This window comes from Bordetella petrii (assembly GCF_020991325.1).
GTDB lineage: Bacteria > Pseudomonadota > Gammaproteobacteria > Burkholderiales > Burkholderiaceae_B > Bordetella_A > Bordetella_A petrii_E.
The window spans coordinates 1-13054 of sequence record NZ_JAJMLX010000122.1; the positions used below are offsets into that span (position 1 = coordinate 1).

The 13054-nt window shown below is 67.2% G+C and carries 11 protein-coding genes and 1 pseudogene; 8 read left to right on the forward strand and 4 right to left on the reverse strand.

Translation table 11 applies throughout. From position 1 onward, the window contains the following. Positions 1 to 108 precede the first annotated feature (108 nt). Complete coding sequence (locus LPZ50_RS13570) at positions 109 to 1086, forward strand: Bug family tripartite tricarboxylate transporter substrate binding protein (protein ID WP_230662003.1); 978 nt, start codon at positions 109 to 111, stop codon at positions 1084 to 1086. Positions 1087 to 1127: 41 nt separating this feature from the next. Then, positions 1128 to 2282, forward strand: a complete 1155-nt coding sequence (locus LPZ50_RS13575) for a CaiB/BaiF CoA transferase family protein (protein WP_230662004.1) — start codon at positions 1128 to 1130, stop codon at positions 2280 to 2282. Positions 2283 to 2476: 194 nt separating this feature from the next. Here LPZ50_RS13575 and ggt read toward each other — a convergent pair whose 3' ends face one another. Next, a complete protein-coding gene (gene ggt, locus LPZ50_RS13580; RefSeq protein ID WP_230662005.1) occupies positions 2477 to 4231 on the reverse strand; it encodes a gamma-glutamyltransferase in 1755 nt (584 codons plus the stop codon). A 98-nt stretch (positions 4232 to 4329) separates the two neighbouring features. On the opposite strand from ggt, the gene LPZ50_RS13585 reads away from it, so the two are divergent. Further along, positions 4330 to 5217: a LysR family transcriptional regulator gene (locus LPZ50_RS13585; protein WP_230662006.1), complete on the forward strand. Its 888-nt coding sequence runs from the start codon at positions 4330 to 4332 to the stop codon at positions 5215 to 5217. A 258-nt stretch (positions 5218 to 5475) separates the two neighbouring features. On the opposite strand, the gene LPZ50_RS13590 is transcribed toward LPZ50_RS13585, so the two are convergent. Continuing rightward, positions 5476 to 6459: a tripartite tricarboxylate transporter substrate binding protein BugE gene (locus LPZ50_RS13590; RefSeq protein ID WP_230662012.1), complete on the reverse strand. Its 984-nt coding sequence runs from the start codon at positions 6457 to 6459 to the stop codon at positions 5476 to 5478. A 223-nt stretch (positions 6460 to 6682) separates the two neighbouring features. Between LPZ50_RS13590 and LPZ50_RS13595 the strand changes: the two genes are divergently transcribed. After that, positions 6683 to 7579 (forward strand): AEC family transporter, encoded by an 897-nt coding sequence (locus LPZ50_RS13595; RefSeq protein WP_230662013.1) that lies wholly within the window; start codon positions 6683 to 6685, stop codon positions 7577 to 7579. Positions 7580 to 7617: 38 nt separating this feature from the next. Here LPZ50_RS13595 and fumC read toward each other — a convergent pair whose 3' ends face one another. After that, the gene (gene fumC, locus LPZ50_RS13600; protein WP_230662007.1) at positions 7618 to 9009 is read right to left on the reverse strand and encodes a class II fumarate hydratase; all 1392 of its coding nucleotides are present in this window, start codon (positions 9007 to 9009) and stop codon (positions 7618 to 7620) included. A 139-nt stretch (positions 9010 to 9148) separates the two neighbouring features. Between fumC and tsaE the strand changes: the two genes are divergently transcribed. The 3 genes from tsaE to LPZ50_RS13615 all read left to right on the forward strand — a co-directional run bounded on the left by tsaE (position 9149) and on the right by LPZ50_RS13615 (position 11538). Then, a complete protein-coding gene (gene tsaE, locus LPZ50_RS13605) occupies positions 9149 to 9685 on the forward strand; it encodes a tRNA (adenosine(37)-N6)-threonylcarbamoyltransferase complex ATPase subunit type 1 TsaE (RefSeq protein WP_230662008.1) in 537 nt (178 codons plus the stop codon). Continuing rightward, positions 9616 to 10992 carry an N-acetylmuramoyl-L-alanine amidase gene (locus LPZ50_RS13610; protein WP_230662009.1) on the forward strand — a complete coding sequence of 459 codons (1377 nt, stop codon included), beginning with the start codon at positions 9616 to 9618 and terminating at the stop codon, positions 10990 to 10992. Before tsaE ends, LPZ50_RS13610 begins: the two co-directional genes overlap by 70 nt. Positions 10993 to 11103: 111 nt before the next feature. After that, the gene (locus LPZ50_RS13615) at positions 11104 to 11538 is read left to right on the forward strand and encodes a VOC family protein (RefSeq protein WP_230662010.1); all 435 of its coding nucleotides are present in this window, start codon (positions 11104 to 11106) and stop codon (positions 11536 to 11538) included. A gap of 19 nt (positions 11539 to 11557) precedes the next feature. Here the strand turns inward: LPZ50_RS13615 and LPZ50_RS13620 are convergent, their stop codons facing one another. Further along, positions 11558 to 12214 carry a VTT domain-containing protein gene (locus tag LPZ50_RS13620; RefSeq protein WP_230662011.1) on the reverse strand — a complete coding sequence of 219 codons (657 nt, stop codon included), beginning with the start codon at positions 12212 to 12214 and terminating at the stop codon, positions 11558 to 11560. A gap of 184 nt (positions 12215 to 12398) precedes the next feature. Between LPZ50_RS13620 and mutL the strand changes: the two are divergent. Then, positions 12399 to 13022, forward strand: a pseudogene (gene mutL / locus LPZ50_RS13625) (DNA mismatch repair endonuclease MutL); the annotation flags it as partial. Positions 13023 to 13054 lie beyond the last annotated feature (32 nt).

The following is a 13054-nucleotide window of genomic DNA, read 5'->3' on the forward strand; positions in this document are numbered from 1 at the left end:
GGTGAAGGTAATCATCGAAGAATTGCCGGCCGACGCCATTGGCGCGCAGCTGGAAGCCGGCCAACTGGATCTGGGCGAGAACGCGCCCATCACTCCGGAGAGACAACCATGCTACGACGCATTTTCTGCCTGGCCATGGCCGGCGCCACCTTGCTGGCCGGCACGGCGGCCCCTGCCGCCGCGGCCTATCCCGACCGCCCCGTGACCCTGGTGGTGCCCTTCCCGCCGGGCGGCCCCACCGACGCCATGGCGCGGCGCCTGGCCGACGGCCTGAAAAACCAGCTGGGCCAGACCGTGGTGGTGGAAAACCGCGGCGGCGCGGGCGGCAACATCGGCGCTGAATACGTGGCCAGCGCCAAACCCGATGGCTACACGATCCTGTTCGGCACATCGGGCCCGCTGGCCATCAACGTCAGCCTGTACAAGAACCAGCAATACGATCCGCGCAAGAGCTTCGCGCCCATCATCCGCATCGGCCACCTGCCCAACATCCTGGTGGTGCATCCCTCGGTGCCGGTGAAGAATGTGCAGGAACTCATCGCCTACGCCAAGCAGAACCCCGACAAGCTCAGCTACGCGTCGTCGGGCAATGGCGCGTCGTCGCACCTGGCCGGCATCCTGTTCAATAAACTGGCCGGCACCAACATCCTGCACGTGCCGTACAAGGGCACCGGCCCGGCGCTGAACGATCTGCTGGGCGGCCAGGTATCCATGTCGTTCACCGACATCCTGACCGCGCTGCCGCACGTGCAGGCGGGCACGCTGCGCCCCATCGGCCTGGCCAGCGCCGAACGGTCCGACGCCCTGCCCGACCTGCCCACCATTGCCGAACAAGGCCTGGCCGGCTACGACGTCAGCGTGTTCTTCGGCATCGTGGCGCCGCGCGGCACGCCGGACGACGTCGTGCAGAAACTCAACCAGGCCTTCACCGCCACCCTGGCCGACCCGGGCATCAAGCAGGCCCTGCACAAGCAAGGCATCGTCGAGGCCGACGACCGCACACCGCAAGGCCTGGCGTCGTTCATCGACGCGCAGGTGCCCAAGTGGCGCGCCATCATCCAGGAAGCCCACGTGGCCATGGACTAAGGCCAGGCCGCACTACAAGGATCACGAGGACCACGACCACCATGCCTATCCCCTCGCTGCAAGCCGGCGCCCTGGCGGGCTGCAAAGTCATCGACCTGTCGCGCGTGCTGGGCGGCCCGTACTGCACCCAGCTGCTGGCCGACCACGGCGCCGACGTCATCAAGATCGAGCCGCCCGGCGGCGACGAGACCCGCGGCTGGGGGCCGCCGTTCCTGGACGACGCGGCGTCGTACTTCATCGGCGTCAACCGCAACAAGCGCGGCATGGTGCTGGACCTTTCCCAGCCGGCCGGCCAGGAACTGCTGCGCCGCCTGCTGGCCGATGCCGACGTCATGGTCGAGAACTTCAAGCCCGGCACCCTGGAAAAATGGGGCCTGGGGTACGACGCCCTGAGCGCCGCCTTCCCCCGGCTGGTGCATTGCCGCGTCAGCGGTTTCGGCGCCGACGGCCCGCTGGGCGGCCTGCCCGGCTACGACGCCTGCGCCCAGGCCATGTGCGGCCTGATGAGCGTGAACGGCGATGCCGATGGCGAGGCCACGCGCGTGGGCCTGCCCGTGGTGGACATGGTCACCGGCCTGAACGCCGCCGTGGCGGTGCTGCTGGCCCTGAACGAACGCGCGCGCAGCGGCCTTGGCCAGTTCCTGGACATCACGCTGTACGACTGCGCGGTGTCTCTGCTGCACCCGCACGCCGCCAACTATTTCTATAGCGGCAAGGTGCCGGGCCGCAGCGGCAACGCGCACCCGAATATCGCGCCCTACGAAACCCTGCCGACGCGCAGCGGGCCGATTTTCCTGGCGGTGGGCAACAACCGGCAATTCGCGGCCCTGGCGCGCGCACTGGGCGCCCCCCAACTGGCCGGCGACCCGCGCTTTGCCAGCAATGCGGATCGCCTGCAGCATCGTGCCGCCCTGCGCGACGAACTGGGCGGCCTGCTGGCCGGCCACCAGGCCGCCGTCCTGGCCGAACAACTGCTGCGCCAGGGCGTGCCCGCCGCCGCCGTGCAAAACGTGGAAGACGTGCTGAACCACCCCCACACCCGCCACCGCGGCATGGTGCTGGAACAAGGCAGTTATCGCGGCGTGGGCTCGCCAATCAAGCTGTCACGCACCCCCGCCACCCTGCGCCGCCTGCCGCCGGCCCTGGGCGAGCACGACGCCCAGATCCGCGCGGCCAACGACGAACAGGCATCGTGATGGAGGGTTCCGGTGTCGGGCACCCATTGCGGTACCTTAGCCACCGTGGCGACGTTGCGCAGGCACCGCCGGGTGTCCGGCTCCCGCCAGGGTGCCGGACACCATCCAACTGAGACTGTAGTGGCCCACATCGGTGTCTGACACCCCTGGCGGGGAGTCAGACACCCATTACCCGAGCCGCGCACGCAACCCACTCAGTCCCCCATCACCGCGCCTTCGCGCCGCGGGTCCGCGCCTCCTACCAACCTGCCGCCATCCATCACCAGCCCTTGAATGCCGCTGGGAAAATCCGCCATCTTCACTTCATGCCCCATGCCGCGCAGCGCCGGCGCCAGGTCTTCCAGGTACGTGCCGCGCTCCAGTTCGGTGGCCTGGTTGCGGCTGCCCATGTTGGGCAGCGAAATGGCCTGCTGGATATCCAGGTTCCAGTCCAGCACACCCACCAGCGTCTTGGCCACATAGTTGATAATGGCGCTGCCGCCCGGCGAGCCCACGGCCATGTAGGGCTTGCCGTCGCGGAACACGATCATGGGCGCCATGGAACTGCGCGGCCGCTTGCCGGGCTGCACCCGGTTGGCCACCGGGCGCCCCTCCGGATCCTGGAACGACAGCGAGAAATCCGTGAGCTCGTTGTTCAGCAAGAACCCCCGCACGAAGATCTTGCTGCCGAACGCCGATTCGATGGTGTTGGTCATCGACAGCACGTTGCCCCGCGCGTCCGCCACCACCACGTGCGTGGTTGACGGCAGTTCCAGCGCCTGATCTGGCGCGCGGCTGGTCAGCAGGCCCCCGGGGTCGCCAGGCAGCGCCGTGCCCAGGCTGCGATCCGGGTGCACCAGCGCGGCGCGCCTGGCCAGGTATGCCGGGTCCAGCATGGCGGCGGCCGGCACTTTCACGAATTCCGGGTCCCCCACGAAAAAGCCGCGGTCGGCGAATGCCAGCCGGCCTGCCTCGGAAAAATAATGCACCGCCTCGGCGCTGCGCGGCCCCAGCTTCTGCATGGGGAAATGCTGCAGGACACCCAGCATCTGCAATACCGCCAGCGGCCCGCTGCTGGGCGGCGGCGCGCCGCAAAGGCGGTAGTCGCGATAATTGCCGCACAGTGCATCGCGCACGCGGGCGCGATAGTTGGCCAGGTCCGCCACGCTCAGGTCGCCGGGCTGCGCATGCGCGCGCACCGCGGCAACGATGTCGTGCGCGATATCGCCGTGATAAAACGTGTCCGGCCCCTTGGCGGCCACGCGCCGCAGCACTTCGGCGTATTCGGGGTTCTTCAGCACATGGCCCACTGGCCAGGGCTGCCCGTCTGGTCCCAGGAAATAGCGGGCGGCGGCGGGCTGCGCCGCCAGGGCCTTCAGCGCATCCTGCGTCATGGCGTGCAGGCGTGGCGACACCTGGAAACCCTGCGTGGCCAGCTCGATGGCCGGTTCGAACAACTGGCGCCAGGGCAGCTTGCCTTGCTGCCGGTGCGCAAGCTCCAGGCCGCGCAGCAAGCCTGGCGTGCCTACCGACCGGCCGTTGTTGACGGCCTGCTCGAAAGGCAGCGGCTTGCCGTCGCGCATGAAGCGGTCGGGCCGGACCGCGGCCGGCGCGGTTTCGCGGCTGTCGTATACCCGCAGTTGCCGCGACGACGCCGCATAGTGCACCAGGAAGCCGCCGCCGCCCAGCCCCGATGACTGCGGCTCGACCAGGCCCAGCACCAATTGCGCGGCAATGGCCGCGTCCACGGCGCTGCCGCCCGCCTGCAGCATCCGATAGCCGGCCCGCGTGGCCAAGGGGTTGGCCGTGGCCACCATGAATTTCTGCGCCGACACCGCCTGCTTGTCGGTATAGCCGGAAGACGCTTCGGGGTTCAGGCTTTCGTGGGCAGCGGGCGCCGCCGATTGACCCGCGGCCGGGCCGCACAGGGCCGCGGCACAGCAAGCGGCCATCCATTGTTGAATGCGCATCGAGCTCTCCTCCTGGATCGCGCCCCGCAGCCATCGGGGGCGCGTCCGGCCATTATCGCAATAGAATGCTAGGGCCTGTTCATCCCCGGTTAGACGCCATGCGCCTGCGCCACATAGAAATTTTCGAAGCGATACGCCGTACCGGCTCGCTGACTGAAGCCGCGGCGGCGCTGCATATTTCCCAGCCGGCGGCCAGCAAGCTGCTGGCGCACGCCGAGGCCCAGCTGGGCTTCAAGCTGTTCGAACGTGTCAAGGGCCGGCTGGTGGCCACGCGCGAAGCCGAGATTCTCACCCCGGAAGTCTCGCGCCTGAACCAGGGCCTGAACAGCGTGCGCAGGCTGGCCGCCAGCTTGCGCGAGCGGCCGCACGGCCACCTGCGGCTGGGCTGCGCCCCCGCCCTGGGCCTGGGCCTGCTGCCGCAGGTGGTGCGGGCCAGCCGCGATGCGCAGCCCGGCATTACGTTCGACATCCACACTTATCACAGCGCGGAACTGGTGCAAGGCCTGCTGACGCGCGAGCTGGACCTGGCCGTCACCTTCGACCAGCACGACTATGCGGGCCTGACACGCGCCCTGCTGGGACACACGGAACTGGTGCACCTGGGCCGCAAGCCCGGCGACGGCGCCACCCGGCTGGCCGACCTGGTCCACGACACGCTGATCGTGCTGGACTCGCGCGACGCCTCGGGCGCGCTGCTGCAGGCCGAACTGGACGCGCAAGGCCTGGATCCCGACGTGGCGATCCAGGTGCAGACGCACTACGTGGCCTGCGCGCTGGCCGAGGCCGGTTGCGGCGAGGCCATCGTCGACGCCATCACGGTGCGCGCCATGTTGCGGCCCGGCATGGTGGCGCGCCGCCTCGACCCGCCCCTGAAAGTGCCGCTAAGCATCCTGACCCGCACGCAAGACCCGCTGCCGGCCCTGCACCGCAACTTCATCGACCGACTGCGGCAAGCCTGCGCCGACCTGGAACAGGCGCCGTTCTGAATAAACCTTACCAGGTGTCTGGCATCCATGGCGCTACCTTAGCCGCAGTGGCGAGTTTACGCGGGCACTGCCGGGTGTCTGGCTCCCGTCAGGGTGCCGGACACCGTCCTGCTGAGACGATCGTGGCATACAGCGGTGTCTGGCACCCTGGCGGGAGCCAGACACCCACCTACAGGCCGCGAACGAAACGGGCGCCCCGCAGGGCGCCCGCACACCACAGGCCACGGCAGGGCCGCACAGGCCCACCATCGCCGCGGCTTAGTTGAGCGTGATGTTGCTCTTCTTGACGATGTCCTTCGCCCAGTCGTATTGCTCCTGGATTTCCTTGGCGAATTCTTCCGGCGTGTTGCCCGACGGCGCCGAACCCTGCTTGTCCAGGGCGTCGATGACCTTCGGGTCTTTCAGGGCCACCACGGCGGCATCGCGCAGCTTGTTCACGATGTCCATGGGCGTGCCCTTGGGAGCCAGCAGCCCGTACCACACCGGCTGGTTCAACTGCGGGAAGCCGGCTTCCTTGAAGGTGGGAACATCCTTGATGGCATCGATGCGCTCGGGCCATGCGATGGCCATGGCATTCAGCTTGCCAGCCTGGATCTGCGGCATGGACGAAGGCAGGTTGTCGAACAGGATTTCGATCTGGCCGCCCACCGCGTCAGCCACGGCCGGGCCCGAACCCTTGTAGGGCACGTGCACGATGTCGGTGCCGGTGGCGATCTTGAACGATTCGCCCATCAGGTGCAGCACGCCGCACGTGCCCGAGCTACCGTACGAATACTTGCCGGGGTTTTTCTTCAGTTCTTCCAGGAAACCCTTGAAATCCTTGGCGGGGAACTTGGGGTTCACCGACACCACGTTGGCCGTGTTGGCGAAGTTGGTAACGGGCTGGAAGTCTTTGATGGGATCGTAGGGCAGGTCGTCGGGACGGCATGCCGAGTTCACCGCCATGGTAGACACGGTCGCGATCGACAGCGTGTAGCCGTCGGGTTCGGCGCGGGCCGCTTCGGCCGCGCCGATGGCGCCGCCGGCGCCGCCCTTGTTTTCAACCACCATGGGCTGGCCCAGTTCCTGGCTCATGCGCTGGGTGACCAGGCGCGCGATGATGTCGGTGGAACCGCCCGGGGCGAACGGCACGATCACGCGGATCGGCTTGTTGGGAAAGGCGTCGGCGGCCAGGGCGGCCGACGTACCGGCCAGGCCGGTAACCAGCGCAAGCGCCGAAACCAGGGTGCGTGTCTTGGTCATCATTGTTGTATTTCCTCCGAGTGCTGGCCCCCCGTATGGGGGCCGATGGTGCGGACATCAGCCAGCCGCCGATAAGCGGCCCGCTGCAAATTCTGGCGAGCGAAGTATATGAAATCTGTGTGCTTATGACGCACAAGCCCTGCCGAATTCGGGGAGAATAGCAGCAAAACCGGGCCCTCGCGTGGCTCGAATACGTCGTATTTTCCCCAACTATTCATCATTCATGTCGGTTGCCCTGCTCGTATTGCCCGATTTTCTGCTGGTCGCCCTGGGCTGGCTGCTGCGCCACAAACTGGGTTTCAACCGTGAGTTCTTCGCCGGCACGGAACGCATGGTGTATTTCGTGCTGTTCCCCGCCATGCTGTTCCAGGCCATTCTGCGCACCCCCATCAGCGCGGGCAGCGCGCTGATGCTGCTGCAAGCCACGGCCAGCGTGGCGATCGCGGGCGCGGCCCTGGCCTGGCTGGGCGGCCGGGCGCTGCGCGCCCAGCCCCTGGCGCTGGCCTCGGTGTCGCAGTGCGGCTACCGTTTCAACACGTATATCGGACTGGCGCTGTCCGCCACCCTGGGCGGCGCGCATGGCCAGACCACCATGGCCTTGCTGGTGGGCTTTGCGGTGCCCATCGTCAATTTCCTGGCCGTATACGGGTTGGCGCGCCACGGCGGCAACGGCCTGCTGCGCGAACTGCTGCGCAACCCCCTGCTGATGGCCACCCTACTGGGCCTGGCTGGCAATCTGGCCGGGCTGCAGTTGCCGGGTCCGGTGGACACCGTGCTGGCGCGCCTGGGCGGCGCCTCGCTGGCGCTGGGCATTCTGTGCGTGGGCGCCAGCCTGTCGTGGCAGGGCGGACGCGGCCACGGCCCGCTGGTGGCCTGGATCCTGGCATTGAAACTGCTGTTGCTGCCCGCGGTGGCACTGGCCGCGGCCCATGTCTTCGGGCTGCCCCATGCCGAGACCCGCATGCTGGTGCTTTTCGCCGCCCTGCCCACGGCGTCCGCCGCCTACGTGCTGGCCATGCGCATGGGCGGCGACGGCCGCCTGGTGGCGCTGGTCATCTCGCTGGGCACGCTGGCGTCCGTGGCAACCATCCCGCTGTGGCTGGCGCTGGTGGGAACCTGACCCCTTGCGTGTCCGGCTCCCGCAGCCCCAAGGCCTGCCTAGCGGCCGGCGTTCGTCATGTCGGCGGGCACCACCCACTGGGCGAACTGCTCTTCCGTCACGAAGCCCAGGGCCAGCGCGGATTCTTTCAGCGACAAATTTTCCTTGTGCGCTTTCTTGGCGATCTGCGCGGCCTTGTCGTAGCCGATATGAGGGTTCAGGGCGGTAACCAGCATCAACGAACGTTCCACCAGTTCGGCGATGCGTTCGCGGTTGGGCTCGATGCCCGCGGCGCAATGCTGGTCGAAGCTGGCCATGCCATCGCCCAGCAGGCGCACCGACTGCAGGAAGTTGTGGATCACCAGGGGCTTGAACACGTTCAGTTCAAAATTGCCGCTGGCGCCGCCCACATTGATGGCCACGTCGTTGCCCATGACCTGCGCGGCCAGCATCGTGATGGCCTCGCATTGCGTGGGGTTGACCTTGCCCGGCATGATCGAACTGCCCGGCTCGTTCTCGGGGATGCTGATCTCGCCCAGGCCGGAACGCGGGCCGCTGGCCAGCCAGCGCACGTCGTTGGCAATCTTCATCAGGCCCGCGGCCAGCGATTTCAGCGCGCCATGCGCGAACAGCAGGGCCTCGTGCGAGGCCAGCGCCTGGAACTTGTTGGGCGCCGACGCGAAGGCCGAACCCGTGTCGTGGGCCAGTTCGGCGCACACTTTCGCGCTGAACTGCGGGTGCGCGTTCAGCCCCGTGCCCACTGCCGTGCCGCCGATGGCCAATTGGTGCAGGCCCGGCAGCGTGGCGCGGATCTGCTGCTCCGCCAGGTCCAGTTGCGCGACGTGGCCCGACAGTTCCTGCCCCAGCGTCAGCGGCGTGGCGTCCTGCAAATGGGTGCGGCCGATTTTCACAATGTCGTAGAACTCGGCGCTTTTGGCGGCCAGCGTGGCGCGCAGGGCCTTCAAGGCCGGCAGCACGTGGTGCTCCACCTGCAAGGCCGCCGCCACGTGCATGGCGGTGGGAAAGGTGTCGTTCGACGACTGCCCGCGGTTGACGTGGTCGTTCGGGTGCACCTTGCGCGCCTCGCCGCGCTCGCCGCCCAGCAGCTCGGAGGCGCGATTGGCCAGCACCTCGTTCATGTTCATATTGCTCTGCGTGCCCGAGCCCGTCTGCCACACCGACAGCGGGAACTCATCGGGCCACTTGCCGGCGATCACTTCGTCGGCCGCGCGCACGATCGCGTCGGCGGCCTTGCCGTCCAGCTCGCCCAGTTCGGCATTTACCTTGGCCGCCGCCCGCTTCAACCGCGCCATGGCGGACACCAGCGGCACCGGCATGCGCTCGGTGGAAATGGCGAAAAAGTGCAGGGAACGCTGCGTCTGCGCGCCCCACAGGTGATCGTCGGGCACCTCGATGGGGCCGAAAGTATCTTTTTCGGTGCGGGTTTTCATGGCGTGGGATTTCCTGGCTGGGTCCGGGCCGGAGGCCTGGGCATGGCTTAAACGAGAATAAAAATCAATACGATGATAACAGACCGGTGCTTCCTATAATTCGGGCACGTTCACCCTGTTTTACCACTCGACACCCGCCATGTCCGCCCCCCCACGCAGCCTGACCCTGTCCCTGCCCGACGAAGCCGCCACCGAGGCCCTGGCCCGCCAGTTCGCGCCGCTGGTCACCGGCGCCCTGGGCCAGCCGCCCGGCGGCCATTTCCACCTGCAGGGCGAGCTGGGAGCCGGGAAAACCGCGTTTACCCGGGCATTGTTGCGTGAATGCGGCATAACTGGCCGCATCAAAAGCCCCAGCTATGCGCTGCTTGAATCTTATAAAGTTTCTAACTTATACTTCTATCACTTTGATTTTTATAGATTTAGCGATTCGCGCGAATGGCTGGATGCGGGATTCCGAGATTTACTGCGCAATGACGCGGTCGTCCTGATCGAATGGCCCGAGCGTGCCGGGGGGTTGTTACCCCCTCCCGACATGCAGATTTCCCTGGTCTATGACGACCCGGGCCGCGCGGTCACCCTGACTGCCTTCACCGCACGAGGACAAACATGGTTGAACGCGATTGTCCCTCCGCCCCAGGTGCCCTGTCCCCCAGCGGCACCCTCCGCCGACGCCTGATCAGCGCCGCCACCACCCTGCTCGTCCTGCCGGTCATCCCGCGCCTGGCACAGGCTGCCACCATCCTGGCCGTGCGCACCTGGCCGGCCGAGGAATACACCCGCGTCACGCTCGAGCTCGACAGCGAGCTCAAGGCGGAACAATTCACGCTGGAAAACCCGCACCGGCTGGTGGTCGACATCGAGGGGCTGCAGGTCAGCGCCGCGCTGAACCAGCTGGTATCCAAGGTCCGTCCCGACGACCCGTACATCCAGGCCCTGCGGGTGGCGCAGAACCGCCCCAATGTCGTGCGCCTGGTTTTCGACCTGAAGCAGCCCGTGGCGCCGCAGGTGTTCACCCTGAAGCCGGTGGCCGACTACCAGTACCGCCTGGTGCTGGACCTGTACCCCAAGGTGGCGCAAGACCCGCTGATGGCCGTGCTGGGCAAGCAGGCCGCCCCCGACGTCGACGACCCGCTGGCGCGCATCCTGGAAGACATCGCCCGCAACCCCGTCACGCCCACGGCGCCCGCGCCGCAGGCCAAGGGCCAGGAACCCCCGCCCGTGCTGGCCATGCCCAAGCCGGCGCCCGAACCCGCCCGCCCCACGCGCCGCAAACGCATGGTGACCATCGCCATCGACCCCGGCCACGGCGGTGAAGACCCCGGCGCCATCGGCCGCAACGGCCTGCGCGAAAAAGACGTGGTGCTGCGCATCGCGCGCCGCCTGAAGGCGCTGATCGACGACCAGCCCAATATGCGCGCCTACCTGACGCGCGACGACGATTTCTTCGTGCCGCTGCATGTGCGCGTGCAGAAAGCGCGCCGCGTGCGCGCCGACCTGTTCATTTCCATCCACGCCGACGCCTGGATCAAGCCCACAGCCAATGGTTCGTCGGTGTTCGCGCTGTCGCAGCGCGGCGCCTCCAGCACGCAGGCGCGCTGGCTGGCCAACAAGGAAAACGCGGCCGACCTGATCGGCGGCGTGAACCTGGGCAGCCACGACAAGAATGTGGCCAAGGTGCTGCTCGACCTGTCCACCACGGCGCAGATCAATGATTCGCTGCGCCTGGGCTCGGCCTTCCTGGACGAAATCAAGAAAATCAACCGCCTGCACAAGCGCCACGTCGAACAGGCGGGCTTCGCCGTGCTGAAAGCGCCGGATATTCCTTCCATCTTGGTGGAAACCGCGTTCATCAGCAATCCGCGCGAAGAATCGCTGCTGCGGTCTGGCAGCCACCAGCAAAAACTGGCGGTCGCCATGATGAACGGCATCCAGCAGTACTTCGTGGCCAATCCGCCGCTGGCCCATATCGCCGACGCAAGCTAGGGCCGGTTTACACCCAACCCGCTACGGCGGGTAACAATTCTTCAAGATCCGGCCGGTGCCGGCGCCGTGCTTCTATGATGGACACCCCAACCGCCAGGAGGGAGTATCCCGATGAACGCGAACACCGCCGGCGAACCGCCACGCCTTTTCCCCACGCTGCGCTGCCAAGACGCCGAGTCCATGGTCGCGTGGCTGATCGACGTGTTCGGCTTCACGGAACACGTGGTGTACCGGCACGCAGGCGAAATCCAGCATGCCGAACTGAGCCTGGGCTCGTCCATCCTGATGCTGGGCCAGCACCGCGACGATGCCTACGGCAAATTGGTGGGCAGCCCCGAAGGCCGGCGCACCGACTCGTTATACGTGGCCGTGGACGACCCGGATGCGCTGTACGACAAGGTCAAGGCCGCGGGCGCGCGCATCGAGGCCGAACCGGCCGACACCAGCTACGGCAGCCGCGAATTTTCCTGCCGCGACCCCGAACAGAATCTGTGGACCTTCGGCACCTACTGGCCCAAGGCCGGCAGCCAGCAAGGCGCCGCGTAAGCCGCGCGCGGGCCCACCGCTAGCGCAGCGGCCGGTTGCCGCCGCGGCGGCGACTGCGCGCGAACTTGACCACGCCCGCCAACAGCACCGGCACAACGGCGGCGGCCAGTCCCAGCAGCACGATGGCGTTCAGGTGTTCTTTCACCAGCGGGATATTGCCGAAGAAATAACCCGCGGCAACCAGGCTGGCCACCCACAGCACCGCCCCGCAGATATTGAACATCTGGAAACGCGGCTGGTGCATGCCGGCCACCCCGGCCACGAACGGCGCGAAAGTGCGGATCACCGGAATGAAGCGCGACATCACGATGGTCTTGCCGCCGTGCTTTTCATAGAACAGGTGGGTGCGCAGCAGCGCGGCGCGATCCAGGAAGCGCACGTTCATGGTGAACGCGCGCGGCCCGATGTAGCGGCCTATGCTGTAGTTCACGGTGTTTCCCGCCACGGCGGCCAGGATCAGCAACGCCGCCAGCAGCACCGCATTCAGGTTGCCGGTGGCGCCGAACGCGCCCGCGATGAACAGCAGCGAATCGCCCGGCAGGAAGGGCACCACCACCAGGCCCGTCTCGGCGAAAATGATCAGGAACAGGACCAGATAAATCCAGGCGCCGTACTGTTCAACCCAGACACCCATGGTCTGGTCGATGTGCAGCACCATTTGAAAAAACTCAAGCATGCGGTAACCATTTCTGTCGCGTGGCGCGCGCCGCTTGTTTGCGCGGCGCTGCGCCGCGCATGGGTTGCCCCGGCGCGAGCCGACCCCGACTATAGCGCACCATGCCCACGCCATTGGCGCGCGTCCGCGGGCATGGGCGTGGCGCTAAAATCGCCTCATGTCAGATTCCCACCAGCCGCTGTCCATGTCCGAACGCCGCGCCATCGTCGCCCTGCCCGATTTGCTGATCAGCCAGATCGCCGCGGGCGAGGTCATTGAACGCCCGGCCTCGGTACTGAAAGAGGTACTCGAAAACGCCATCGACGCCGGCGCGCGCGCCATCGAAGTGCGCCTGGAAGGCGGCGGCATCCGCCGCATTGCTGTGTCCGACGACGGCGTGGGCATACCGCCCGAAGAACTGCCGCTGGCGCTGGCCCGCCACGCCACCAGCAAGATCCGCTCGCTGAACGAACTGGAATCGGTAGCCTCCATGGGTTTCCGCGGCGAGGCGCTGGCCTCGATCGCCTCCGTGGCCCAGGTTACTGTCATCTCGCGCACCCGCCAGGCCGACCATGCCTGGCAGATCGACGGGGCCAGCCTGGAAGTGTCGCCGGCCTCGGGGCCGCCCGGCACCACGGTAGACGTGCGGCAACTGTTCGATGCGGTACCGGCGCGGCGCAAGTTCCTGCGCGCCGAGGCCACTGAATTCGGCCACTGCGTCGACGCCATGGAACGCATTGCGCTGGCCCATCCCGACGTGGCCTTCCGCCTGTTCCACCACGACCGCGCCCAGCGCCAGCAAAGCCAGCAGGCCGATTACGGAAATCGCGAGTGTCATAGCGGCGGCTCCTGACGGGTCAG

What these genes read in the sequence shown, in the direction of transcription:
- LPZ50_RS13570 (WP_230662003.1), top strand. Translation starts at nt 109, where the DNA reads ATGCTACGACGCATTTTCTGCCTGGCCATGGCCGGCGCCACCTTGCTG.
- LPZ50_RS13575 (WP_230662004.1), top strand. Translation starts at nt 1,128, where the DNA reads ATGCCTATCCCCTCGCTGCAAGCCGGCGCCCTGGCGGGCTGCAAAGTC.
- ggt (WP_230662005.1), bottom strand. Translation starts at nt 4,231, where the DNA reads ATGCGCATTCAACAATGGATGGCCGCTTGCTGTGCCGCGGCCCTGTGC.
- LPZ50_RS13585 (WP_230662006.1), top strand. Translation starts at nt 4,330, where the DNA reads ATGCGCCTGCGCCACATAGAAATTTTCGAAGCGATACGCCGTACCGGC.
- LPZ50_RS13590 (WP_230662012.1), bottom strand. Translation starts at nt 6,459, where the DNA reads ATGACCAAGACACGCACCCTGGTTTCGGCGCTTGCGCTGGTTACCGGC.
- LPZ50_RS13595 (WP_230662013.1), top strand. Translation starts at nt 6,683, where the DNA reads ATGTCGGTTGCCCTGCTCGTATTGCCCGATTTTCTGCTGGTCGCCCTG.
- fumC (WP_230662007.1), bottom strand. Translation starts at nt 9,009, where the DNA reads ATGAAAACCCGCACCGAAAAAGATACTTTCGGCCCCATCGAGGTGCCC.
- tsaE (WP_230662008.1), top strand. Translation starts at nt 9,149, where the DNA reads ATGTCCGCCCCCCCACGCAGCCTGACCCTGTCCCTGCCCGACGAAGCC.
- LPZ50_RS13610 (WP_230662009.1), top strand. Translation starts at nt 9,616, where the DNA reads ATGGTTGAACGCGATTGTCCCTCCGCCCCAGGTGCCCTGTCCCCCAGC.
- LPZ50_RS13615 (WP_230662010.1), top strand. Translation starts at nt 11,104, where the DNA reads ATGAACGCGAACACCGCCGGCGAACCGCCACGCCTTTTCCCCACGCTG.
- LPZ50_RS13620 (WP_230662011.1), bottom strand. Translation starts at nt 12,214, where the DNA reads ATGCTTGAGTTTTTTCAAATGGTGCTGCACATCGACCAGACCATGGGT.